Here is a 25942-nt window from a genome sequence, read left to right on the forward strand (position 1 = left end):
AAAACAGTGGGTTAGGTGGGTGGCGTCAGAAAGCCGTCACAGGCTTTTCTGACCCATCAGATTGTGCAGCTTATGATTTTCACCCAACAGCCGCTCAAAGCGCTCGGCCGTAATAGGGCGGGAATAAAGAAAGCCCTGCAACATTTCGCAGTCATAGCTGCGTAGTATGGTTAGCTGTTCTTCGTATTCCACGCCTTCCGCAACGACTTTAAGGCCCAGGTTATGCGCAATATTGATAATGGCGGCGGCCATGTGCCTGTCGACATTGCTGTGCGCAATGTCATCAATAAAGGCCTTGTCGATTTTAAGAGTGTTCAGAGGGAAGCGTTTTAAATACGCCAGCGATGAATAGCCGGTACCAAAATCGTCCAGCGCCAGATGAATACCACGCTCACGCAAACGCTGCATCATTTGCAGGCCAGCATCTGGGCTCTCCATCAGGGTACCTTCGGTGATCTCGCATTCCAGGTGCAGGGGAGACAGTCCCACTTCATTAAGCACCTTGAGAATACGCTCATCCAGATCAGGCAGCTCAAATTGCTTACCTGAGATGTTCACAGCAACACGACCGGTAAATAATCCGGCATTGACCCAGCGCTTGGTATCGGCGCAGGCTTTGCGTAATACCTGCTCACCTATTTCGATAATCTGTCCTGTCTGTTCTGCCAGCGGAATAAACTGACCGGGGCTGACCACGCCTTTGTGCGGATGTTCAAAGCGTACCAGCGCCTCCATACTGACCAGTTTGCCGGTGGTAATATCGACTTTTGGCTGATAGTACACGGTGAACAGATCGTCTTTAATTCCCTGGCGAATAAGGTTTTCAATCTGCAGCTGTCTGACGGCATTCTGATTCATTTCACCACTGAAGAACTGATAGCTGTTGCCGCCATTATTTTTAGCGAAGTACATGGCCGTATCGGCGTTTTTCAGCATCTCCTGTGGGCTGGTTCCATCTTCCGGATAAAACGCAATGCCGACACTGGCACCTAACACAAACTCCTGCTTGTTTATCACAAACGGACGAGACAGGTTATCCAGTATGCTCTGTGCGTAATGCGTGATGGTATGGATGTCGGAGTATTCTTCCATCAGCACGCTGAACTCATCGCCGCCCAGCCGGTAGCAGGTGGCATTATTGCCGGTAATGCGCTGCAGACGCTTGGCAATTTGCTTAATCAGAATATCACCGGTCTGATGGCCCAGTGAGTCATTAATTTTCTTGAAATTATCCATATCCAGACACATCAGTGTATGGGGAATAGATTTGCGCACCAGATTCTGGTGGCTGGCCTGGAAAAATGAGCGGTTCGGCAAATCTGTCAGCGGATCTGTATTGGCCAGCTTAAGCAGCTCTTTTTCGGTATTTTTGCGCGACGTAATATCGGAAAATACGCCGACGAAATGACTTATCTTACCGTCTTCATCATGTACGGCATCAATATTCAGCTCCATTTCATAGCGTTCACCATTGACCCGCGCCGACTCGACTTCACCTGACCAGTTTCCTTTGGTCTTAAGGGTCTTCTTAATCTCCTGCGTGAACGCTTCCGGGTACTGATGGAAATACAGGTAACTGGCCAGCGACTGTTCACGGGTTTCGCCGGTGTAACGACAATAGGCATTATTCACCGAGATAAATTTAAACTGGGTGTTGGTAATAAACACACCCTCAGAAATGTTCTCAATTGAGCGTTTAAACAGGTTCAGCTGCTCTTCTGCTTCTTTCAGGTGATGAATGTTTTTGAGGGTACCGGTCATGCGAACCGGTTGCTGGTTGTGATCGCGTTGTACCACCTTGCCCCGGTCAAGCAGCCAAATCCATTGATTCTTGAAGGTTTTGGCCCGGTAGGCGAGTTCATAGAAATCGGTTTTCCCTTCAAGGTGTTCGCGCAGCGTTTCCTGAACCCGTACAATGTCATACGGGTGAATATTTGCTTCATAGGCGCCCGTGGTACGAATGCTGTCCTGCGGGAAGTCCATGGTTCCCCAGGTATTGGCCCGGTACACCTGACCGCGATACACATCCCAGTCCCACAGTTCGTCACCCGAGCTCCACAGGGTCAGCTTCAGTCGTTCTTCGGACTCCTTTATGGCCTGCTGATTGGTTTTACGCATTTGGTACTGACGAATGATATAGATAAGGACAATCGTCATCAGCAGGGCATAGAAACCCAGTGCCACTGAGTGCAGCCACGGCGGGCGGCCAATATTGATGGCCAGCGTACGACTGTCTGACCATTGTTGCGCGGAGGCTTTGGCCTGCACTTCAAAGGTATAATGACCAAAAGTAATGTTGTTAAATTGCGCGGTGCGGCTGTTATCGGACAAGGTCCATCTGTCATCGTAACCGGCCAGACGGTAGCGGTAGCTGACGGCAGAGGGAAACAGCGCATTAATCAGCCCAAATGAAATACTGAAGCGTGATTCATCGTAGTCAATTTTGCGTACTGAATCATACGTAATATTTGATGTGGTTTTGGTAGTCAGGGTTTGGTCGTCGTTATGATTCGTTAAGTCCGAAGTCAGCGCGTTCCTTTCGCCAAAAACCGTGAACTCAAACAAATCCGGTTTTCTGGTTTGCTCATCGCGCTGAGAAGCCACAATTTCAACTTCAGTTGATACCCTGTTAAAACCTTTACTGCCACCAAAAACCAGTTCGCCATTATCGAGACGAATAACCGCACTTTCGTTTAAGGCGTTAAACTCTAATTGTTCCGGAGAATAGGTTTCACTGATTTCAAGGCGGGAAAGATCGACACGATGAATCCCGGCATTATCGGCATACCAGACGAAATCACCTGCCCCTTCTGACAGGTAAATAAACCCATTGTTTTTTTCTCTGCGTTGTTTTTGCTCTACTTTGAGAGTGCGTTTATTAAGTCGCAAAACACCGTCAGACCGGGTAGTGAGCCAATAGTTCTTAGCAGTTTCGTAGACATTAACCGGAAGTGACTTGACACCATCCTGTTCGGTCAGCGACTTAACAATCGTTCGCTTTTGCGGACTATAAATGCTGATGCCGGTCTGTTGTTTAAGCCATAGCCGGTTATTTTCGTCTTTATAGAGTGGTATAAAAATACCTTCACCTTCTGGTAAAGGGTGACTCATTAAAAACTGATTACTATCTCCCGTCTGCGCATAATTTTTCAGCAGACTGGGACGAATAGATTTAAGTCCGGAATCCGTCCACAACCAGATTTGCTGTCCGTCAAAATAGAGGTAATCAATGAATGTGCCCTTGAACAATGTTTTTTCATGGCTTATTTCATTCTCTGAATGCGAAAAAATATGCAGGCCGTTAGATGATGCAACCCAGATTTTATCGTATTGGTCGATGACGATATCCCAATAGGTCTGTTCGCCGTCTTCGTGGGTCAGGGGAGGGAAGTAGGTTGTTGACCCCGATGATTTATCGTATTTTCCAAGTCCCTCTTTTTGCATGGCGAACCAGATATTACTACGTTGATCCTGAGCCAGTCCCCATACCGTCGCGCCGCTTTTAATCTCCTGAAACTCACGCTGATTAGTGTGTAATTTGACCGCATTAAGCCTGGGATGGTATCGAAAAACGCCCTGGAAAGTGCCTATCCATACGCTGCCCGTTGAGTCTTCAACTATTCGCGGGATGAACTGCTGGGTCAGTCCGGTTAAATGAGAAAACTCAGAATTTACACTGGTAATGGAGCCAGATACCGATTCAGAAGATAACTCAATTTGGTCCGGAACGAAAAAAAGGCCCTGGTCTGTGCCTAACCAGACACTGTCTTCCCGTTGTTCGATGGTGCGTACTTTTGGCGTCGAGACGCTGCCTAACAACCGGTTATCAATCGTCAAAGGCGCGGTGTCATCAACCGAAAAAATGTGCAGCCCGGTGTCGGTTCCAAGCCAGTATTTACCGTTAATGACTTTTATATCAAATAATGAAGCGGCGTTAAGCTGGAAAGACCAGGGGTTGACCTCTGCAAGCGGGTAAAGAATATCTTCGTTCTTACTGTAGATGTGACCACCCTGTTTGGCCGTTCCTACCCATATCCGGTTCTTCTCTGCCATTAATGTCTGTGTGTGTGAAGGGATGCGGGTCTCAGTAAATAAAGTCAGTTCACCCGTATCAATGTTGACCGTGTAGAGGTAGCTGTTATCTGCCAGCAGCAGGTTACCGTCATACGTACTGGTGACTACCTGAATAAAGTTTGATCGCAGCGCTGAGTTAGCCTTGTGATAGACTTTGAAGTTGTCTGTTTCAGGCTGATATCTGGCCAGGCCTTCAAAGGTGCCTGCCCACAGATTTCCTTTACTGTCGACATGTAGCGAGCGCACTAAGCCGCTGGGTAGAGAGTTTTGATCGACATCAGACGGATAGTATTGCTTGATGCTGTAGCCGGAATAGCGGTTCAGGCCATTCATGGTTGCGAACCACAGGTAGCCTTTATTATCTTCAGCAATATCCAGGATGGTGTTATCGGACAACCCATCCTTCAGATTCAGTTCCTGGAATTGTATATCGTTGAGATCGACAGCCATGGCATTGGCGGTAAAAAGTCCAAATACCAAAAACCACATGATCCATGCTGTTTTTATCGGGGTTGCGCGCACCTAATACACCTTTGGCGTGTCAGCCTTATCATTATAGTTACTGTAATATTTTGGGGCGTTGTCCTTTACTCCCAGTAGCCCAATATGCCGAAATACCCGATTACCTACAAGGAATTTTTGGTGCGGCAGCGCTTTACAGCAACGAATTACGCCGGGTTGGTCAGATAACACTCAGCGAAAATAGGAAATGCGCTGTTTAAAACTGCTGATGCTGTTTACAGAGCGGTCTTCCGGTACGTCAATGCCGGCAAACCTGCCCCGGGAAAACAGCACCAGTTCACCGAACAGAGAGCGCTCAGCCAGTGAGTGCGCATACGACTGGATATCTTCGAACGTCAGCTGACTCACCATAGCCGCGAGCTGCGCGTTGCGGTTAAAGCCTCTGTCCTTGATGCCCAGACTGACCCACAGTCGTTGCGATTTCATCGATAAGGAAAGGTCATGCTCCTGCAACTGCTTCAGAAGGTTTTGTTGTATAGTGGGCCAGTAGTGACGATAAAACTCTATTTCCCCAAGCTGTTGGAACAAAAAGGAAGTAATAGCGCTAAGTAACGTAGACGGTGACTGGTTTGGACTTTGTACGTAAAACGCAATGCCAGGGTGCTGATTGTGAGGAACGTAACCCGTCCCGACGATATAGCCCAACTGTTTTTCCGTGCGCAGTACATTGAAAAATGGCGCGGCCAGCATTTGCTCAAGCAGCATACACATCGCAGTATCCTGCAGGTTAGCCGATGGTGCCTGCAGATAAAGGACAACGGACGCATCGTCGTGCTCGCAGGGCACTTCATGATATAGCGGCGCGCCCACAGGCAAGCGCGACACCGCCCGGGACAGCGGCTGGCCGTTTGCATCAGCGCAGGCTTTATCGACGGTATCCGCAAAACTATTGGCCTGGCTGGCTGACCAGTTGCCATGCATCAGACCTTCAATGTAGTAACTGTCCAGAGCATGTGCCATGGTCGTGCTCATTGAGGCATAAGACACCTCACAGAGTGCATCAATCAGTTCCACGGGGGCCTGAGTATTGCGTTGAATCAGCACACTTAAACGTGAAAACAAGCGGTTAGTAGGCTTGTTTAGCAGCGTATTCTGCAAGTTTTGGCGCTGCATCGCCTTATGGTGCTCAAAGGTTGCCTGATCGGGTGTAAAAGACATGATTGCCGATAGTAGTTGCTCAGCCAGCAGGCATTGCTGGTTGGTAAAGCCCCGCGTGTGCAGTGTTAGCCCACACTGATGGCCATAAATACGGTAGTGCAGGCCAGCGATTTCCGCGCGGTAATATTTCGCCTGCAGGTAGTCATTAAGGGTTCCTAGCCAGATTCGTTTGGCAGCAACATTATGCAAATTGTCACTAAAAGCCGGCACATCAAACGACAGGTAAATATCCCCTTTAGGGCTGTGGAACTGCTGGTCCTGCGCAAACCAGATTTGTTTCCCCGGCTTATCAGTGATGCAGTGAGGTGTGTCCTGTCCGGATTCAGGCAATGTCAGCTGATAATCCCCACCCAGATAAGGGTTAGGGGGCGGCAGGGCAAGGCCGTCAATCCGTTGAGGTGTTCGTAGCTGTTCCAGTAAGGCATCATCAAGGGGATTGACCTGATACTTTGCCTCGTAAAAGCGACATGTCTGACTCGTCGCCACTTCCGGGGCGATCACTTTCACGCGCATATTATCAGGCGTAAAGTAACGCATTGCGTTGTTGATCAGCGTCGCGTCAAAACTGTCGACCAGAGAGCGAAACTGGCTGATTTCCTCGGCACTGTACATAAACAAATATTGCGCGTAATCACACACCAGTGTGAGCGGCTTGATGTTCTCGTCGTATTGATTTGCCAGCGCAGCCAATTGCGCTTTTTCATGAAACCGCCAGGGGGTGTCAACCGACTGCTTGACCAGCTCTAAATAACTGAACAGGGCATTAAGCACCTGCTCACGGTCTTTTAGACCCTGCTTTGTAAGCTGAAAGCTGATGTTGAAATCTTTAAACGCATCGCCCTCTATGCCAGAGCCAGCAATAAGGTTACTGGCCCAGCCACGTTCCTTAAGATACGCAAGTAAACTGCCTTCGCCTTCGTCGCCCAGTAAGTGGCTGATGTAGTTCAGCGGTTTGGTTTTAAACTCATTGTGCAAGCCCGGCAGCGCGAACGTCACGATCAGCCTGCGTGCTTGCTGCAGTGGATTAATCGCAATTTCAATCCCGAGCTGGTCAGGTGTGTACAGCAAAGGCCAGTCTGCCGGGGCCAGCTCACCCGGTGCGAATCCACCGAAACTCTGTTCAAGTAAGTTCGATAATTCGGAGACAGGCAACGGCGTAGCGATGCACAGACACATGTTTCTGGCACAGTAATACTGCGAATGAAAGTCTTTTAGCAGTGTGCGAAGTTTGTCAGCCGAGTGCCTGGTGAAGGTCTCCTGGTTGCCTACAGAGAACTTGGAAAACGGATGCGCCGGGTTACAGGTTTCTTTGTGAATTTGGTAGAGCCGACGCAAATCGTCTTTGCGCTTAAATTTAAATTCCGCATCAATTGAGCGCACTTCGTTTTGTATGGCATCGATATTAAGAAGCGGCTGGCGCAGAGCGTCAGCAAATGCGGGCAGGGTTTGCTCCAGAGCATGGCGTTCGCAGGAGTAATGGAAGTTGGCGTATTCCGTGCCGGTCCAGGCGTTCAGGTTGCCGCCAAAGCGCTCAATAAAATCATTCAGGGCATTGGGTTTGGGTAAATGCCGGCTGCCCATAAAGACCATATGTTCCAGCAGGTGTGCAAGCCCCTGGCAATCATTGGGATCGTAGAAGTGTCCGGCGCGCAGTGACAAAGAGACAAAACAGGCGGGCAGACTGTTTTGCTGACACGCCATTACCTTCAGTCCGTTTTGCAGCTCAAAAAATTGTGCGTTTTCCAGGGCCAGTGTCGATGTCAAAGTAGTAAAGATCCGCGTGTACAAGTGGAGATGTCAGCGCCATCTGACATCGTGAACGCCGGCAACCTCTGGCATAATAGCACTTTATCGTGACTATCAACGGCAATTGCTAGGCGCGGGCACAGCTCTCTGTTATCGTAATAACATCTCATTTCATAGTATGCATATAAATATGTCAGGTCAAAGTAGCAGCGACGACATTTTGCTTTTCATTATGCGCCATGGTGAAGCGGAACCGCCGCGGTTTGACGACAAAAGCCGTCAGCTTACCGATAACGGCAGAAAACAGGTAACCCTTGCAGCACAATGGCTTATCGACACTTACTGTGACAATCGCACGATTGATCTCGCGCTGGTCAGTCCTTATCGCCGGACCCGTCAGTCCTTCGATATGCTGTCACTGGATATTGCGTTTAACGCAATGGAAATCAGTGAAGACATAACGCCTGATGGCGACCCAGAGCTTGTTAGTGATTATCTGGCAGCACGGATCAGTTCAGCACAGGCAAAAGGGAAGCCGATTCAACGACTGATGCTGGTAAGCCATATGCCATTAGTGAGTTATCTGGTCGATACCTTAAGCGATGCCTACACCACCAGTTTATTTGCCACTGCCTCTGTCGCCGTGATCAGGTACTCAGTTGCAGACGGTAAGGGAAGCTTACAGGCGCATTATCAGGGTCGGTGACAGGCCCGTCCTCCTGATTGGCTACCCGGTTTTTCCTTATGGAAGACAACCAGATACAAGAAAAGCCAAATTTTTACTTCAGATGCCGGCTGCGTGACCGATACAAATTGCAGGTAGGAGAGGTCTGCCAGTCTGCTTCAATTTGGTTAACGAGAGTATCGGGAACGTCATAAGCCATGACCAGTAAATCTATTCCTGAGCTTCTTAAGCGCTCACTCCAGTCACATCTGGAGGACGCGGATCTGCATGAAGATGAGGAGCTACAGGATATTATCGGCAAGCTGAGTTCGCTGTCTACGAAAGTAGCAGAGGCGAAAGCGAAAGCGCTCGCCCGGCGTGCTAAAAACAAGGGCGGGTAGTTTACCGCGCCGTATCACCGCTTGTAGCTGCCTGCGGCAGATAAAACTCCGGCAACACCCGCACGGTTTTAATCATATTCTCAGAAATATCCACAATCTCGATCGGGTAGCCCGACAATCTGACGCTGACCTTGTTTTCCGGGATCTCCTGTAAGTACTCCAGCAGTAAGCCATTGAGCGTTTTCGGCCCTTCTGTGGGCAGCGACCAGTCCATTTCCCGGTTTAAGTCGCGAATATTGGCGCTGCCATCAACCAGCACTGAGCCATCCTGCTGAATATGCACCTCTTTACTGTGATCTGGCACCATGCTGGTGGTAAAGTCACCGATGATTTCTTCCAAGATATCTTCCAGTGTGACCAGCCCCATAATATCGCCATACTCGTCCACGACCAGGGCTATACGTTCCTTTTCGGCCTGGAATTTGTACATCAGGGTATGCAGCGGCGTAGACTCCGGCGTAAAGTAAATTTCGCGCACGGCGCGCAACAGACTGGCTTTAGTGAACTGATCTTTGGACAACAGACGCAGCGCATCACGCAGATGCACAAAGCCCACCGCATCATCAATACTGTCGCGGTACAGCAATACCCGGGTATGCTGGGCATTAGTTAGTTGTTTCTGAATTTTTTTCCAGTCGTCATTGATGTCAATCGCCACAATCTCGGCACGCGGTACCATGATGTCTTCAGCCGTCACGCTCTCCAAATCCAGTATGCCGACCAGCATTTCCTGGTGTTTTTTAGGAATGAGCGTGCCAGCTTCATACACCACTGTTCGCAGTTCCTCTCGGCTAAGCGCATCATCACTGCCACCCAGAGGGCTAATGCGTAGCAATGCCAGAAAGCTGTTGGTAATGCCATTAATAAACGCGACCAGCGGGTAGAGCAGCGTGAGCATGGGCAACAGAATAATAGAGCTGGGAAAGGCGATTTTCTCCGGGTACAGCGCGGCCAGCGTTTTCGGCGTGACTTCAGCAAAGATAAGCAGGATCAGCGTGAGGCCGAACGTGGTAGCGATGAAGCCCCAGTAATCGCCAAACAGGCGAATACAGATAACGGTCGCGATGGAGGACGCAGCAATGTTTACCAGGTTATTGCCGATCAGAATAAGGCCAATCAGCCGGTCTGGCCGGTCGAGCAACTTTTGTACACGCTGGGCTGCGCGGTTGCCCTCATTTTGCAGATGCTTCAACCGGTAGCGGTTGATAGACATCATGCCTGTTTCAGAACTGGAGAAATACGCAGAAAGTAAAATGAGTACGCCGAGCGCGATAAACAGCGTACTCGTTGATATGTCGTCCAACTATTGGGTTCCTTTTAACGCCCGGCAGACCAATGTAGTAATTCGAGCAGCTCGTTTCAAGCTAATTAACGCGTCAGGTAAGATGCGAATCAGTCTATCGTTACTCAGCGCGAACTTAAGTGTGTAGTTGCACGCCAGGTTTCGAAGTCAAAGGCCGTCGCTCTTGGTAAAAAGCTTGCCTATAGTAACACTTCACGAACTACTCTGCTGCCAAAATACGCCAGCGACAGCAGAATCACGCCAATGACGGTGAGACTGAACACCTGTTTACCGCGCCAGCCCCACAGTCGTTGCCCGGCAACCAGTATGACAAACACGACCAGCGCGGCCAGTGATAATACCGTTTTATGCGCATAGGCTTTGCCAAACATATCGTCCAGAAACACAAACCCACTAAGCTGTGCGACAAACAATAACACCGTGCCCACGGCCAGCATTTTAAACAGAATCCCTTCGACCAGCGTCAGTGGTGGCAAGGATGAGTGGATAAGAGACGCCCCTTTTTGTTTCAGGCGGTAAGTAATAAATGACATCTGCAGTGCATACAGAAAGGCAATCACCAGCACACAATACGCCAGCAATGACAGAACAATGTGGATCACCAGGCCTGGCTGTAATTCAATATGCATAATATGCCGGGCGGGAATAAGCACAGTGACCAGCAGCGTTAATGCTGAAAAACTGAAGACTACCGGCAGTAAGATGGTATTGGGCACAAACCGGGACGACGCCAGCAAAACCACCGTGATAAGCCAGGCTGTGAGAGACAGAACATTGGTAATACTCATGTTCTGTCCAGGCATACCTAAAATTTCATGGACTAAAAACAGAAGGTGTAACACGGCAGCCAGACCACCGAAAGCCAGCGCCAGCGAAGGTTTGTTCTTCATAGCCTGTGACAGGCGTGCGCTTAGCAGTACGGCTGCAATCAGGTATAAGCCAATAGCTAAAAAAGCGAGGAAAATGTCCATTTACTGTCCTGTTAGGTCGTCGGGGCAGGCCAGTGTCAATTCACTGACTCAGGCAGTATTGATACTGTAAGTGTCGTTTAAATTCAACCATCTGACTGCTTTTCGTAAGGGTGACGGCGCCACCGGTTACTCAGTATAAAGCGTCTGTATAAATTTTGTCGGTTTCGGTGGTACGGTCAGACGCCAATTTACGCTACAATAGCGCGAATTTAGTAATCGAAGAAGCTCCTCGATATGTTTGAGAATTTATCTGAACGCCTTGGACAGACGTTAAAAAACGTCAGTGGTCGTGGGCGACTTACCGAAGACAACATTAAAGATACGCTGCGCGAAGTACGCATGGCATTGCTGGAAGCCGATGTTGCACTGCCGGTTGTCAAAGAGTTCGTGGCGCAGGTCAAAGCCCGCGCCGTAGGCACTGAAGTCACTAAAAGCCTGAAACCCGGCCAGGTATTTATCAAAATTGTCCAGTCTGAACTGGAAGCGGTGATGGGTGAGGCCAATGAAAAGCTGAACCTGGCAACGCAACCGCCAGCGGTTGTTTTAATGGCAGGTCTGCAGGGGGCGGGTAAAACCACCAGTGTCGGAAAGCTGGCAAAATATCTCACCGAGCGTGAAAAGAAAAAGGTCATGGTGGTGAGTGCGGATATCTACCGCCCGGCCGCGATCAAACAGCTGGAAACGCTGGCTGATGAGGTCAATGTCGGTTTCCACCCATCAACGGCTGATCAGGATCCGGTGGATATCGTCAATGGTGCCATCAGCGCCGCTAAGAAGCAGTTTGCTGATGTGCTGCTGGTGGATACGGCGGGCCGGTTGCATGTTGATAACGACATGATGGGCGAAATTAAAGCGCTACATGATGCTGTAAAACCGATTGAAACTCTGTTCGTCGTCGATGCCATGACGGGTCAGGACGCAGCGAACACCGCCAAAGCCTTTAATGATGCGTTACCGCTGACCGGGGTGATCCTGACCAAGGCTGACGGTGATGCCCGCGGTGGTGCCGCGTTGTCGGTCAGACAAATTACCGGTAAGCCGATTAAATTTATCGGTATGGGTGAAAAATCCGATGCCCTGGAGCCGTTTCATCCTGAGCGGATTGCTTCACGTATTCTGGGTATGGGCGATGTGCTTAGTCTTATCGAAGATGTCGAGCGCAAAGTTGATCGCAGTAAAGCAGAGAAATTTGCCAAGAAAGTCCAGAAAGGAAAAGGCTTTGATCTGCAGGACTTTAAAGAGCAGCTTGAGCAGATGAAAAACATGGGCGGCATGATGGGCATGATGGATAAAATGCCTGGCATGGGCGGTATGGCCGACAAGATAAAAGAGCAGGCCGGCGACAAGCAGTTCTCGCAGATGGAAGCCATTATCAACTCAATGACGCCTAAGGAACGCGCACGCCCGGACGTCATTAAAGGCTCGCGGAAACGGCGTATTGCGGCGGGCTCAGGGACACAAATTCAGGACGTGAATAAGCTGCTGAAGCAATTTACACAGATGCAGAAAATGATGAAAAAAATGTCGGGTGGCGGCATGAAGAAAATGATGCGTCAGATGAAAGGCATGATGCCACCAGGCGGGGGCGGCATGGGCGGCGGTGGCGGTATGTTCCCCCCTCGCTGACATACAGACCAAGCGGCGCCTTTCGGCGCCGTTTTTGTATCTGTAATGTGTGCAGAATAAACCGCTTTTTCCCGCTAATGTCAGTTGTGACTGCATTGGATTTTGCGATTAACCTAATCGTTAGCTTCTATGCAATACAAAGCATGAAACCGCGCCGACTAACCTCGCCACGCAGAGCAACGTTACTATTTAAATGACTGGCACCGGACGCAAGCCCCGTCAGCCCTGGCTCTCACGATCTTCTATACTATAGCGGGACGTCTGTTCTTACGCTGATACGTCGCATAGTTGTTACGACGTTTTGTGCATTTGCTGGTCTCCGTGACCGTTTCCGGGGCCTGCAAGGACTTGTTTAGTTAAATTCAATGAGAACCTAACGTCAGTGATTCGCGTAAAGTTACCTATCAACGTATGAGCAATTCAGCTAAAGACTTTTTCAGGTACATGTCAAAGGAAAAAAAATGGCGAAGAAACCACAATTAACCACATCAGCAGGCAGTCCAGTTGCCAGCAACGAAACATCTCAAACTGCCGGTGAACGCGGTCCGGTATTATTGCAGGATTATCAGTTAGTCGAAAAGCTGGCGCACCAGAACCGTGAGCGGATACCAGAGCGTGTCGTTCACGCTAAGGGATGGGGCGCGCAGGGGACATTTACGGTCACCCATGACATTACCAAATACACCTGCGCCGATATTTTTTCTGAAATCGGTAAGAAAACCGAGGTGCTTAGCCGCTGGTCAACCGTTGCCGGTGAATCTGGCGCTGCCGACACCGAACGTGACGTACGCGGCTTTAGTCTGAAGTTCTACACCGAGCAGGGCAACTGGGATATGGTAGGGAATAACACGCCTATCTTCTTTATCCGTGACGGCTTTAAATTCCCGGACTTTATCCGCACCCAGAAGCGTCATCCCAAAACGAACCTGCGCTCACCGGAAGCCATGTTCGATTTCTGGGCGGCGCATCCAGAGTGTGTGCATCAGGTCACTATTCTCATGTCAGACCGCGGAATTCCGGTGTCACCCATGCATATGAATGGCTATGGCAGTCATACGTTTAGTATGTGGAATAAGGATGGCGAGCGCTACTGGGTAAAATTCCACTTTAAAACGCAGCAGGGCATTAAAAACTACACCAACGAAACCTCGGAAAATATCATTGGCAGTACCCGCGAGAAATATCAGGAAGAGTTGTACAGCGCCATTGATGAGGGCAACTTTCCCAAATGGACCATGTACATACAGGCTATGCCGGAAGAGGAAGCGGGCAAGCAGGACTACAACCCCTTCGACCTGACCAAGGTATGGCCGCATGACGATTATCCGCTGATTGAAGTGGGTGAGCTGGAGATGAACAGGAACCCGGATAATTACTTTCAGATGATTGAAAATGCTGCCTTCAGTCCATCGAATGTCGTGCCAGGCATTGGCTTTAGCCCGGATAAGATGTTGCAGGCCCGTATTTTCTCTTATGCTGACGCCCACCGCTATCGTCTGGGCACGCATTATGAAGCCCTGCCAGCGAATGCGCCGAAAAATGCCAAGGTCAACCACTATCACAAAGACGGCGCAATGCGCTTCTTTACCAATGATTTTGGTAACCCGGATGCGTACTACGAACCTAATCAGCACGAAGGCCCGGTTGCAGACGAGGGTGTCAAAGAGCCACCACTTCGCATTGATGGCGATGCTGATCGTTACTATCAGGCGGACGAAGACATTGACTATGTACAGCCACGGGCGTTGTACAATCTGTTTTCAGATGATCAGAAACAGCGGCTTTACAAGAACTACGCCGCCGCCATGGGACCGTGCTCAGACAGTGTGAAAGCACGCTGGTATGCGGTACTGGAAAAGGTGCACCCGGACTATGCAGCCGGCGTGAAAAACGCGGTTGAGTCACTGGATACCGATGTGAATACGGTACCTATTACTGAAAACACGCCGATTGAGGACAATTGATCGGCACGTAATGCAAAACAGTGAAAAGCCGGTGTTGTGACACCGGCTTTTTTTATGGGGAGACATCTACGTGTAATACCGGACAGTTCTGAAGTGGTATAGAAGATGTTATTAGTCTCAGATAACATCTAAAAGTAATATTTATTGTTCATTGTGTTAAAAATATTTGACATATTGTCGGTGTGAGTTTACTTTTTGTATTGTTTTCGAATCATAGGATAAGTTTGATGAGCTTCTCATACCGGGAAAAAAGTGTGTGGGTGTCATTGCTGGCGACACTGATCGTGGCTGGCTATTTTTATAACGACGTAATACGTTTTCTTGCGCCTGACGGGCAGGCTGAGGCAGCGTCGGTGGCTATGTTATTGTTACAGGTGGCAGGCGCGATGACGGTCATCGAGATCGTGCTGCACGCGTTACTTGCCATGAAAAATCAGGAAGGGGCAAACGACGCGGAAGACGAGCGTGAAAAGCAGTATCGACTAAAGGCCAATGAGCTGGGCTATTGGGTATTATCAGTTGGTGTGGTTGCCTGTGTTATCCAGCAGCTGATAGTACAGCAGCTTATCGACATTGACCCGAATGCTTATGAAGGATACCTGCAAGGACCGATTGAACTTAAACTCATTGTTATATTCTGGCTGTCTGAAGTTGTGCGCTTTGTCACGCAACTGTACTTCTACCGCAGGGACGATGAGTTATGAGTCGTTACGTAATCACCAATAAAATACGCGAACTGCGCTTTTTTGCTGATGAAATGACACAAAGTACGCTGGCGAAAAAGGTGGGGGTCACCAGGCAGACCATCATGGCAATCGAAAAGGGCAAGTACTCCCCGTCGTTAGAGGTTGCGTTTAAAATTGCACAGGTATTTGACACGCCCTTACAGGATGTCTTTTTTTACGAGCCGGCTGAATGACATCGGTTGTAACAACTTGTGCGTGGCATCCTGCGGTTTAGTTAAGGAAGGTGCGAATAAGTCTATCGCCGCTCAGGCTCACAGCCAAGTGCCTGGTCAAGGCGGTCTTTTGCAGGCCTAACAGGTTAAGTCAAAAAAGACCAACGCAGAGTAGGTGCTTGGCTGTAAGACCCAAAGGGCGAGCCCTGAGGCACGCATTCGCTGCGTTAGCTTTCTTACCAAGGGCTTTGGCCATTGCCCGCGAAACCTGCCTTGCGACTACGCACTTCAGGACTCGCTGAGTGATGATAGACTTATTCGCATCTTCCTTAATATACTGGCGGGCTTAAAAGTTTGTCTGGCAAGAGTGTTGATATGGCGTCGTCCCGTACTTTCAGCGTGTTATTTCTTTTTGTGTTACTCGCGGCTCTATTGTCGGGATGCAGCGTTTTATCTCAACCTAACAATGTTGAGGTTATCACGCCAGCATCCGGCCCGGTAGCCAGAGCCAGTGACGGCAAATATGAAAACCTGTATCCCGGCAAAAAATCGTACCCTGTTACCTGCCAGCAGGACTGCTACCCCCGTGTTTCTGACATTACCTGCGACGACAGTACCGGCCTTTGCCAGTTCACCGGAAGCAATGCTGCGCCAGCCCTGTCCACCGGATTTACGGTCTCCTGGCTGGGTCATGCCAGCTTCTTAGTCTCTCTGCCTGACGGTACCCGAATGCTCATTGATCCGGTCAGTGGCCAGTTTGACTGGCCCATTGACTGGCTGCATGCACTCGCTGGTGGCATAACACGGCAAGAGCCGGTATGGCCTGACAGCGTGACGGATGTCGATGCGGTGTTGTATTCACATCTGCACTACGACCATTTCAACAAGGCCGATATTGACAGGCTCGGCAATGCACCGCAGTACTTCGTCCACCAGAGTACGGCAGACTATCTGCCTCAGCGCGGACTTGATGTTAAAGAGGTAAGCTGGTTCAGTGGCTATCAGTTAGGTCCGGTGTCGATTAACGCGGTACCAGCGCATCACTTTAACAGTCGCTACTGGGTGCCGTATATTTACAACGACGATGAACAGGCTCTGTGGGGCGGCTGGTTACTTGAGTATAAAGGTCATACTCTGTTTTTTGCCGGAGATACAGGCTATTCAAAGCATTTTGGCGATATTAAACAGCAGTACGGTACGATTGATATCTGCCTGCTTCCGATTGCGTCTTACTATCATGCCGAATATGGCGCCTGGTATCGCTACGTGCATACGACGCCAGAAGATGCACTTGTGGCGGCGCAGGAGCTTGAGTGTAAAGTGATGATCCCGTGGGGCTACGGTAACGCCAGCTGGCAAATGGGGGATCATTCATCGCATTCTGCCCTGCGTCGCCTGCTAAAAATGCATCCGAGAGTGAATGCATCACAGTCTCTGCTAATACTGAATGAAGGCGACACGGTGTCACTCTGATCACCGGCAACATGACAACAGTACGCTTGACATCATCATAAAGATGCCCTCATTATGATGACACAATAATAAAAAAGAGTTGTCGATTATGCAGGATGCCATTTCGCCCGAACGCAAAGAAAGCCTTAATGAGTTATCGCACGCACAACGCGAGCGACTTGCCTTCATTGATTTTAGTCTTCAGTACTTTGGTCAGGTGACCCGTCAGGATCTTATCGCCCGGTTTGCTACCGGTCTGGCTGCCAGTACCCGCGACTTTACGCTGTACAAGCAGTTTGTACCTAACAACTTAATCCTTGACCAGACTACCAAACATTATCGCCGCCAGGCCGGGTTTACGCCTCTGTTCAGGCATAACCCTGAAACCATATTGCACAGCTTAAGCCGCGGGTTTGGTGACGGGCTGTCAGGGCAGATAACGCCATCGGAGCATTGCTTTAATGCGGTCGGGCTGATTCAGCCTGACGCTGATATTATTGCCGGTATTATGCGGGCGATCCACAATGGTCAGGTCATCAATGCCGACTACGTCAGTCTGACTTCCGGTCAGAGCATACGGGAGATGGTGCCCCACGCTATCGTCAATAATGGCCACCGATGGCATGTCCGGGCTTACGATCCGGCCTCCGCGTCATTTCGTGATTTTGTCTGCACCCGGTTTGTCAATGTCACGGTCAATGGCCGTGACCGCATGGAAAAAGAATGTCCCGAGCACGACAGCGCGTGGCAGCAAACCGTCACCCTGGAACTGGTGGCGCACCCTAATCTGGACAACCCCAAAGCCGTGATGCTGGACTACAGCATGCAAAACGGGCAGAAATCGGTTACCACCCGCGCCGCGCTGGCTGCGTATTTACTGCGATACTGGCAGGTCGACTGCTCTGACGGTCATCGTATTGAAGGGCAGGGCTGTCAGTTAGCGCTGGCTAACCGTGAGGTGCTCGATGAAATTGAAAGTGCGCACCTCGCCCCAGGTGTTACGCGACGCTGACGGCTGGGCATCAAAGGCAATTCATACTACACTTGCGCGTTATTTTAAGCGCAATCAGAATTTTCCGCTGGGTGTGACAATACACAGCAACGGCGTGTCGCCGGATAACAAAAGTGAAAAGTGAAAAGTAAAATAAAGAACAGGACGCTATGGCTGGATTAAAGCGAATTATCCTCATTGATACTCACCTACCGGGTATTGTTGAGCTGAAACTGAACGGTCACACCAATATTTGTGGCACCAACGCCTCGGGTAAAACCACGCTGCAGCGGCTCATCCCGGTATTCTACGGTGAATATCCCAGCCGCGTAGTGCCGGCAACCCGTGACAGCTTTGAGCGCTGGTATTTGCCGCGCACCTCAAGTTTTATTATCTACGAGTATGCGCGTGCGGATGGCGATCTGTGTCAGGCCGTACTTTCTTCTAATGGTACTGGGGTGAATTACCGGCTGGTGGGCAAAGCGTTTGATATTGACGATTACCTGTTTAAGCAAAAAAACGGTAAGCATGCCAGTGTCAGCAGCAATGATTTAGCGCGGGCCATGAAGCGTAATAATGTGCTGGTCAGCAGTCTGCTTAATACCAAAGATTTTCGCGCGGTACTGCAAAACGACCAGGGCGTGCTAAACCAGAGCAGCAATGCCCGCGAGCTGCTGGGTTATGCTAAGATCTTCAGTATTTGTATTGCCGGTGAACATGTACGCCACATCGAAAAGCTGGCCAAAGCGGTACATTCCAAAGAAGGCAAGATGGAAACCATCAAAGCCATGATCGCCGCTATTCTGGAGGAAGACGGTGTGCAGCCGCCGGCCTCAAACTTGAGTCGTCAGCGGGTGGATGACTGGATCCGAGAGTGTCACCTGATCAAGCAGTTCGACACTATTCGTCCTGAGTTCAGTCGCCTGGAACAGGCAGATATGGCGCTGAGTACCACTGAGGCGACACTGGCCGGGCTTAAGCAGCGCTTTGATGAGGATAAAAGTCAGCTTCTTGCTCAGTTGGAAAAGAATAAAACCGCACTGGAAGATACCCGTCATCAGGTAAAACAAAACGATCGCGAGTGGCAGGACAGTCGCGATCATCTGAACCAGGTGGCCTCATCCGCGCGCGCGGATGTGGATAAGTATACGGCCGAGCTCGATACCGTCGAAGCTGAGTACGAACAATGGCAGCAACAGAACATCGATCAGCTAAAAGAGGATGTTGAGGCCTTGCCGCAGTGGCAAAACGAACTTGAAACCGCCAGTGGCCGTTATCAGTTGCTCACTGAGAAGCATCAGGATATTGAGTCGGCCTATAACCGACAGGTGGCGGAACTGGGTGAGAAGCTCAGTGAAACCATTGAGCAGTTGTCGGCGACCCGTCAGGAAACCGCAGACAGAAAGAGCGAACTGCAGCAGCAGGAGCGCGATGCACTACAGGGGATCCGTGAAGATTTTACGGCGCAGTTAACTGAACTGCAGGAAGCCTACCAGTCCCAGTTAAGTGAGCTTAAAGTTGCGGAAGCTGAATTGAATGCCTCACTTGGTAACGCAGGCTACAATGAATTCGAACAGTCACAGCTGGACCTGCTGGATGCGGGGATCAAAGAAGCATCGACCCGTGAAGACAGTGCCCGGGAGGATTTGCGCCGTGCACAGCAGGCGCATTCCAAAGCCCAGCAACAACGTCAGCACGCTTCCACTGAGCTGGACAAAGCCCGCGGTGTCTATCGTAAACAGGAAGCCAGTGTTGAGCACATCAAGGGCCTGTTATATCCAGGCAAAGGTACGTTGCTGGAGTTTTTACGTGCAAACGTAGATAACTGGGAACAGCACCTGGGTAAGGTGGTACGTGAAGATCTGCTGGCGCGCACCGATCTTACCCCTTCAATGGCAGACAATGACAGTCTGGCGTTGTTTGGTGTGACACTGGCATTAGATGAACTTGAGGTGCCGGAATATGCGCGCAATGAACAGAGTCTGCGCGACGCACTCAAAGAGGCCGAGGACAAGCTGGCGGAAGCGCTTAATGCGCAGAATGAGAGCGAAACCCGGCTGGCCAAAGCCAACGAAGACGTGCGTAATGCCGAGCTGGCCATGACCCAGAAAGATAATGCGGTGAAAAGTGCCGAAGCGGCCCGTAAACGTGCCCAACAGGACCGTGATACGGTACTAAGCGAGTACCAGCAGGCGCTGTCTGAGCGTAAAAAGAAAGCCAGAAGCCGGCTTGAGAATAACCGTCAGTCGCAAAAGAAAGCACAAAGCCAGTTTGAAAGTAATCGCGATGAGATTAAAGATCAGCAGCGTGAGGCAGAAACAGAGCACAGCTTCCACTGGCAGCAGTTAATCGCCGATACTGACGCACGTATTGCCAAGCTCGACAGTGACAGCAAAGCGGCGCGAGAAACGGCGGCGCGGGATCGTAAAGAACTGGATAACTACCTGGCCAACGAGTTAAACAACCGCGGCGTTGACGTGGATGAGATTGGTGAGCTGAAAAAACGCATTAAAGCATTAAAAGACAGTATTGCCGCGACGCAGGCCGCCCGGCATAAAGTGACAGACTACGAGCGCTGGTACACCAATGTATTCACCGGTCAGAAAGTCAGCTGGCAGCAATCGCTGAGTAAGGCCCGCAAAGCACTCGGAGAGGCCGAGCGCAGTCTGGCTCAGAAGCAGGCGAGTTATAAAGAAACGCGGGAAACGCTGACCGATACTCAGGCCAGACTTGAAGCCGAACATACGGCTGCCAGTGCCCAGGTTGAGCAGGTCACGGCTTTGATGAAGTCATTGTCGAAACTGACATTGCTGGCCAGGCAAGACGATGAGCATGTGGAAGAGACCAGTATTGCGCAGCGTCTGTCACAGGCCCAGGAATTGCTGCAGGAGCGGGAAACGCTGTTAAGCGACATCCGCAATTATGTTGAGCGCTTTGATCAGCTGATCGCCGCGCAGGCGGGGACCGGCTTGTCCGATACCTGGGAGCGTGCCCGGGAAGAATGTGCGGTGATCAATGCCCACGGTGTTAAAGGCATCGACCACCGGCGTATGGTGTCGCACCTGTCGCAACTGCTTAATGTGATTGTGCCGCAGAAACTGCAGGGCCTGCGTGAGCAGGGCCGGATCTTTGGCGCCGACTTAAGTCAGTATTATTTTGTGCTGGCCGACATCGACAAACGCATTGTGGCGCAGAGCCGCCGTATTACCCAGGAAGTAGACAGTGAACTGTTCTTAGACGGGGTCTCGGAATCGGCCGTGAAAATTCGCTCGCGGATCAGTGAGCTGGAGTTCTGGCCTGAACTGGAAGCCTTCCGTAAGCATTATGAACACTGGATGGAGACCGGTACCGATGCGCTGCCTGATGATGAATATGGCCAGAGTATGCGTCGCGTGCTGGATATTCTGGGCCGCGCAGCGCTTGGCGGTGGCATCAGTAAATTACTGGATATCGAGTTGCACCTGCGCGAGGGCAACAGCGATCTGGTGATCCGCACCGACCGCCAGCTTAACGAGTCATCCAGTCATGGCATGGCGTATCTTATTTTGTGTAAATTTCTGCTGGCCTTTACCCGGTTGTTGCGCGGAAACGCCGACGCCACTATTCACTGGCCTATCGACGAGCTGGGTACGCTGCACCAGAGCAACGTGAAGAAAATTTTCGATGCCTGTCACAACAACAATATCAGCGTGGTTGGCGCGTTCCCGAATCCGGAATCCGATGTTCTGACGCTGTTTGAGAACCGTTATCTCATCGATAAAGTTACCCGTAAATTGCAGGTTGTCGAACCAAAAGCTAACGCTATTGCTGCGCGCATCGAAGCGCGCCGCCGTCAGGGGGAGGAAGCATTATGATGACCGAACAGGGCCGCGTACTGGCGAAACTACTGGGCGGCGAGTTTATTTGTCAGATCACCGACGAGGATGGCTGGCGCTTTCTGAAAAGTCACGACAACGCGCAGCAACTGGAGCCTCACCTGAATATGCTGAATCGCACGCTGTCGGCAACGGCTGAGGGCGAGGTGTTCTTCGCCTCTTACCAGACCATTACGGACGATGAGCGTAAAGGCCTGAGTCAGCAGTTTCAGGACACTACCTCAGCGCTGGTGCCGCTGGTTGAGTGGCTGGTGCTGGTGCAACAGGCGAGTGAATCGGATGTGCCGGTGACCATGGGCAGTGCCATTCGCTTAAGCGAATTGCAGGGCATTATTGAGGATACCCCGGCGTATGCAGAGCAGCTTGAAAAGTTATCCCGTTACCGGCTGTTCGGCTCGACCAGTGTCAATCTGGACGGACAGATGAAGCAGGTGTTTAAGCGCCTGACCGACATGGGCTATCTGATTAAACCCAATCCTGAAAAACAAATTTATCTGGCGACCGGAAAAATCGAGCATCTGTATGAAATGATCCGCTTTATTGATGAAACCGAATCGCTGTCGTTATCTGAACAGGCCGACGCCGCTATTTCCCAGGGCAGCCTGTTATGAGTCAGGTATTACAGGAAGCCGGCACGCGTTTGCTGAATGCCCTTGGCCGTCATAGTGATATTATTATGGCGGCCTACATTAACGGCTCAGTCAGTGAACGGGACTACAGTGCTAAAACCCTTGAGCAGCTCGCTCAGCTAGGGGTGCTGTGGCGACCCGATCCACAAAGTGATCTTCGCTTAAAAAGTGCAGTTCGCAGCTTGCTGGAAGGCAGTCTGCAGGATGAGCGTAACCGTACCATCAACGCGAATATCGGCGCGGCACTCGCCGGGCTTAAAACGCTGGCCGCGCATTATAAAGAATCCCTGCATTTTGGCCGGTACACCGAAGCCTCCTCGTACATGGGGGAGCTGACTGAGCATGTGTATCAGCTCTCCGAATCCTTAAGTAACAGTGTGCGCGTGGTGTTCAGTCGCATTAATAACGAGTTTGGCTATGTGGCCTCTGTGGATGCCAAAATCCGTGAAAACGAGCTGGCCCAGGGACAAGTGACTGAACTGCTGGCACAGCTTGAATGCTTTCGCTTTGATGAGCTAAGCGATATTGCCGGCAGTAACCGTGAGTTGCGCCACCTGCTGGTCGTTGCGTTGCAACAGCGTTTCTCAAAAGCGGCGCAGGAACTGTCTGTGGCGCAGGCGAGACTACTCGATCTGATGGGACGTTTTCGCGAATTTCAGGGCAAAACCCGGCTACTCAAGGGCTTTTTGCTGCACATGGAGCAGCATCCTGATTTTACCCCCGGCAACTACGCGGGCTTAAGTCAGGTGCCGTCACTGTTCAATCAGGCTCAGGGGATGCTTAAGCCCGCCAGCGCCGATGTAAACCGGGTTGAACACGAGGCAGACTACCAGCAGATTGTTGCCTCGCTCACCCATGTGCACCGGCGCAAACAACAGGATGACGATGCACACAAAGCCGCGCAGGATATTGATGTCAGTGAGCAGAGCCGTGTGGCGCTGGATAAGGATCCGTTGCAAAAAGCCGTGGATGATTTTTTCTGTGATGTCATTGATAGCGGTCAGCCCATGTCGGCGCTGTCCTACTATGCAGGAAAAGATCTGACATTCGATCAGGAAGTCTGGCTGTACCAGGTGATTGGCGGTTATCAGTCGCTCGATGATACCAATAAAGCCTTTTTCGCACTGGACACCCACGGCGAGCCAGATAAGGTTTTTGATGGAAATTTCTACATTAACGACATTACCGTAGGATTGCGGTAATCCGTTTATCATAAACTTAGGTATTAACTGCGCCTGATAGCCGGGCAGGGAGCACGTCGCAATCACTCCTACCCGGACTTGAATATTTTTACGCAGCACATATTGTTAATGTGTTGTAAACTAAGTAGGTGGTTCAGCTTAACGAACCCATGGCGTGACGCCGGGCTTTTCGCCTGGTGTCATTAAATAGTAAAACGCCATGTGCAGTATTGCGCATAAGCCGTGTGCAACATGAGGATGTAGATATGCAGTTATCCCCCCTTCAACATTTCAATGAAGCGTTAATCAAACTTGCTGTCATGCTGTATCAGGTAGACGGTACCGTGACACTGACCGAGCAGGATTACCTCTCCGCACTGGTTGACGAGCTGGACTGGCAAAGCCCGATTTGTCCCGAAGCCTTTTTGAATCAGTCAATCTATGATGCCCGGCGTGCGCTGGATTTAGGCGAGCAGTTACCTTACCTGCGTGAATTACAGAGTGCGCTGGAGTACGACGCCGATAAAGCACTGGAAGTGGCGATGGCCATTACCGGCGTAGACGGCGAGCGCAGTATTGAAGAGACAGAAATTTTGTCACTATTAACCCATAAGCTACTTGCCAGAGCGCTGGTCAGTCAGTCGCGCACACAGCCGCCTGCCGGCGAGCCGATGGTTGCAGGCTAAGCCATTCACCGGATGTTTTCGCTTAGGGCAGGCAAAGAGAACAAACTAACCGGGGTGTTACTTGCGGGTGTGGCGTTGCTGCTAGTAAGCTGCGCCAGCACAGACACGCCACGCTTTAAGGCGTCCGGTTCCGATATGCCCACCCAGGTGCAGCCATTTGCAGACTATCTGACACAAACCACAGCCTGGCTGGAGGACAATCGTCTGCCGGTCACGGACAAGCCACAATGGGAAGTTTCTCTGAATGCCCCGTTTGAGTGCGGCACCGGTTCGGATGTAGGTCTGTTGCTGGTGCATGGTCTGGGCGATTCGCCGTATTTTTTCCATGATGTCGCGCAGGATCTTTGCCAGCAGGGCGTGTGGGTGCGGACGATTTTGTTGCCTGGTCACAGTAGCCGGCCCGGTAATATGCTGGATGTCCGTTTTGAAGACTGGCGTGATACGACAGACTACCACATTAGCCAGTTCGAAAATGAGGTCGACACGCTGTTACTGGGCGGCTTCTCAACCGGCGCTAATCTGGTCTCACTAAGCGCTGTAACGCGCCGCGATATTGCGGGACTGGTGCTGTTTTCTCCCGCGTTTGATTCACGCTTCTCAGCTAGCTGGTTTGCGCCATACCTGACGGGAATTTACCCCTGGCCGAATGTGGAAAAAGAGGATAACCCGACCCGCTATAATTCTATGGCCATGAACGGCTTTGCCGCCTACCAGGGCAGCGTCGCCGCGCTAAAAGAAGCACTCGAGCGCACCACAATAACCATACCGGTCATGATGGTGGTGGCCGAAGGTGACAGTGTAGTGGATGTGGATTATGTCGCAGATCAGTTTGCAACGCGGTTTACTCATCCAGACAAGCATCTGATGTGGTTAGGCGATTCGCCCCCTGCGATGGACAACCTCAGCGCCTTCCCGATGGACCTGCCGGATCGCCGTATCGGTGCGGCCTCACACATGAGCCCGCTGTTTTCACCAGGTAACGTGCTGTACGGTCAGAAAGGGCGTCTGCGCATTTGTGACAACGGGCAGGGCGAGGAGAAAACCCGTCAGTGTCGCGACGGCGATCCGGTTTGGTATGGTCCCTGGGGGTTAACCCACCCGGACCGGGTTTATGCTAGGTTAACGTACAACCCATATTATCAGCAGATGTTACGTCGTCTTAAGGTATTCATTGCTGAGCTTGACTGACAGCATCGTACACGCCTCTGCCAATGCCCGCGCCAAAATCGGTAAATGCATTAAAGCTCATAAAAAATAACATAATGCTGATTAGGAGCCATGCTCTGAGATTAGTGGCAGGGCGAACATTGTGTGGAGTATTCATTATATTCTTCCAGTGAAAGGGCAATGCAATATTGTCATTGCCCTGTGTGTTGCTAATGTGTCAGATCGTATATCCAAATCCCCAGGTCATGTCCTGCAGCTCCGCCGAACACATACCCCAGGCTATATCCAACATCATAGCCAAATTCACCTATCGAGTACGCGCCCGACACGTGCATAACGTCCTCTGTGTTGAGTATTTGCATGATTCTTTCTCCGCTAATGAGTAGCGTCGTAAATGCCAAAGCCAAGGCCTACACCAAACTCAGTAAAGGCATTAAATGACCCAACAAACCCCGTCACTATGCTAAACCCAACAACAAGAGGGTTTCCCCCTGTGACCACTTCTACTTCCTGTATCGTTAGCTCTTCCATGATTTTTCATTGATAGTTTTACCAGATGTCCGGTGTGTTACCAGACACAATAAGCATAACCTATGGAGTTTAAATGTGGACCGATCACAGGGACAGAATTTGC

Annotated in this window: 18 protein-coding genes; 13 read left to right on the forward strand and 5 right to left on the reverse strand. The window is 50.6% G+C overall.

Features of this window, described 5'->3' with window-relative positions; all coding sequences use genetic code 11:
• Positions 1-36: 36 nt before the first annotated feature.
• Together IE054_RS01610 and IE054_RS01615 are read right to left on the reverse strand one after the other, a co-directional pair.
• Positions 37-4596 (reverse strand): EAL domain-containing protein, encoded by a 4560-nt coding sequence (locus IE054_RS01610; RefSeq protein ID WP_229804962.1) that lies wholly within the window; start codon positions 4594-4596, stop codon positions 37-39.
• Between the two features lie 171 nt (positions 4597-4767).
• Positions 4768-7518: an insulinase family protein gene (locus IE054_RS01615; RefSeq protein ID WP_189403337.1), complete on the reverse strand. Its 2751-nt coding sequence runs from the start codon at positions 7516-7518 to the stop codon at positions 4768-4770.
• A 172-nt stretch (positions 7519-7690) separates the two neighbouring features.
• Here IE054_RS01615 and sixA point away from each other — a divergent pair, with 172 nt between their 5' ends.
• The gene (gene sixA / locus IE054_RS01620; protein WP_229804963.1) at positions 7691-8206 is read left to right on the forward strand and encodes a phosphohistidine phosphatase SixA; all 516 of its coding nucleotides are present in this window, start codon (positions 7691-7693) and stop codon (positions 8204-8206) included.
• A 176-nt stretch (positions 8207-8382) separates the two neighbouring features.
• Positions 8383-8565 carry a hypothetical protein gene (locus tag IE054_RS01625; RefSeq protein WP_189403339.1) on the forward strand — a complete coding sequence of 61 codons (183 nt, stop codon included), beginning with the start codon at positions 8383-8385 and terminating at the stop codon, positions 8563-8565.
• A 1-nt stretch (position 8566) separates the two neighbouring features.
• Here IE054_RS01625 and IE054_RS01630 read toward each other — a convergent pair whose 3' ends face one another.
• Positions 8567-9868: an HlyC/CorC family transporter gene (locus tag IE054_RS01630; RefSeq protein ID WP_189403340.1), complete on the reverse strand. Its 1302-nt coding sequence runs from the start codon at positions 9866-9868 to the stop codon at positions 8567-8569.
• A 179-nt stretch (positions 9869-10047) separates the two neighbouring features.
• Positions 10048-10839: a cytochrome C assembly family protein gene (locus IE054_RS01635; protein ID WP_189403341.1), complete on the reverse strand. Its 792-nt coding sequence runs from the start codon at positions 10837-10839 to the stop codon at positions 10048-10050.
• Positions 10840-11073: 234 nt separating this feature from the next.
• Between IE054_RS01635 and ffh the strand changes: the two genes are divergently transcribed.
• The 11 genes from ffh (at position 11074) to IE054_RS01690 (ending at position 25329) form a co-directional block, all read left to right on the forward strand.
• The gene (ffh, locus tag IE054_RS01640; RefSeq protein ID WP_189403342.1) at positions 11074-12465 is read left to right on the forward strand and encodes a signal recognition particle protein; all 1392 of its coding nucleotides are present in this window, start codon (positions 11074-11076) and stop codon (positions 12463-12465) included.
• Positions 12466-12926: 461 nt separating this feature from the next.
• Positions 12927-14429 carry a catalase gene (locus tag IE054_RS01645; protein WP_189403343.1) on the forward strand — a complete coding sequence of 501 codons (1503 nt, stop codon included), beginning with the start codon at positions 12927-12929 and terminating at the stop codon, positions 14427-14429.
• Between the two features lie 227 nt (positions 14430-14656).
• Positions 14657-15133, forward strand: a complete 477-nt coding sequence (locus IE054_RS01650; protein ID WP_189403344.1) for a hypothetical protein — start codon at positions 14657-14659, stop codon at positions 15131-15133.
• Positions 15130-15348 carry a helix-turn-helix transcriptional regulator gene (locus tag IE054_RS01655; RefSeq protein ID WP_189403345.1) on the forward strand — a complete coding sequence of 73 codons (219 nt, stop codon included), beginning with the start codon at positions 15130-15132 and terminating at the stop codon, positions 15346-15348. Before IE054_RS01650 ends, IE054_RS01655 begins: the two co-directional genes overlap by 4 nt.
• Positions 15349-15702: 354 nt before the next feature.
• Positions 15703-16800 (forward strand): MBL fold metallo-hydrolase, encoded by a 1098-nt coding sequence (locus IE054_RS01660; RefSeq protein WP_189403346.1) that lies wholly within the window; start codon positions 15703-15705, stop codon positions 16798-16800.
• An 88-nt stretch (positions 16801-16888) separates the two neighbouring features.
• Positions 16889-17791, forward strand: a complete 903-nt coding sequence (locus IE054_RS01665; RefSeq protein WP_189403347.1) for a WYL domain-containing protein — start codon at positions 16889-16891, stop codon at positions 17789-17791.
• Between the two features lie 149 nt (positions 17792-17940).
• A complete protein-coding gene (locus IE054_RS01670; protein ID WP_189403348.1) occupies positions 17941-21624 on the forward strand; it encodes an ATP-binding protein in 3684 nt (1227 codons plus the stop codon).
• On the forward strand, positions 21621-22256 hold the full coding sequence (locus IE054_RS01675; protein ID WP_189403349.1) for a hypothetical protein: 636 nt from the start codon (positions 21621-21623) through the stop codon (positions 22254-22256). Before IE054_RS01670 ends, IE054_RS01675 begins: the two co-directional genes overlap by 4 nt.
• Positions 22253-23476 carry a phosphoenolpyruvate carboxylase gene (locus IE054_RS01680; protein ID WP_189403350.1) on the forward strand — a complete coding sequence of 408 codons (1224 nt, stop codon included), beginning with the start codon at positions 22253-22255 and terminating at the stop codon, positions 23474-23476. Before IE054_RS01675 ends, IE054_RS01680 begins: the two co-directional genes overlap by 4 nt.
• 245 nt (positions 23477-23721) lie before the next feature.
• Positions 23722-24141, forward strand: coding sequence for a tellurite resistance TerB family protein (locus IE054_RS01685; RefSeq protein ID WP_189403351.1), 420 nt, complete (start codon positions 23722-23724; stop codon positions 24139-24141).
• Positions 24142-24153: 12 nt separating this feature from the next.
• Positions 24154-25329 carry an alpha/beta hydrolase gene (locus IE054_RS01690; protein ID WP_189403352.1) on the forward strand — a complete coding sequence of 392 codons (1176 nt, stop codon included), beginning with the start codon at positions 24154-24156 and terminating at the stop codon, positions 25327-25329.
• A 354-nt stretch (positions 25330-25683) separates the two neighbouring features.
• Here IE054_RS01690 and IE054_RS01695 read toward each other — a convergent pair whose 3' ends face one another.
• Complete coding sequence (locus tag IE054_RS01695) at positions 25684-25839, reverse strand: hypothetical protein (protein WP_189403353.1); 156 nt, start codon at positions 25837-25839, stop codon at positions 25684-25686.
• Between the last annotated feature and the right edge of the window lie 103 nt (positions 25840-25942).

The sequence above is a fragment of the Alteromonas halophila genome (genome assembly GCF_014651815.1).
Lineage (GTDB): Bacteria > Pseudomonadota > Gammaproteobacteria > Enterobacterales > Alteromonadaceae > Alteromonas > Alteromonas halophila.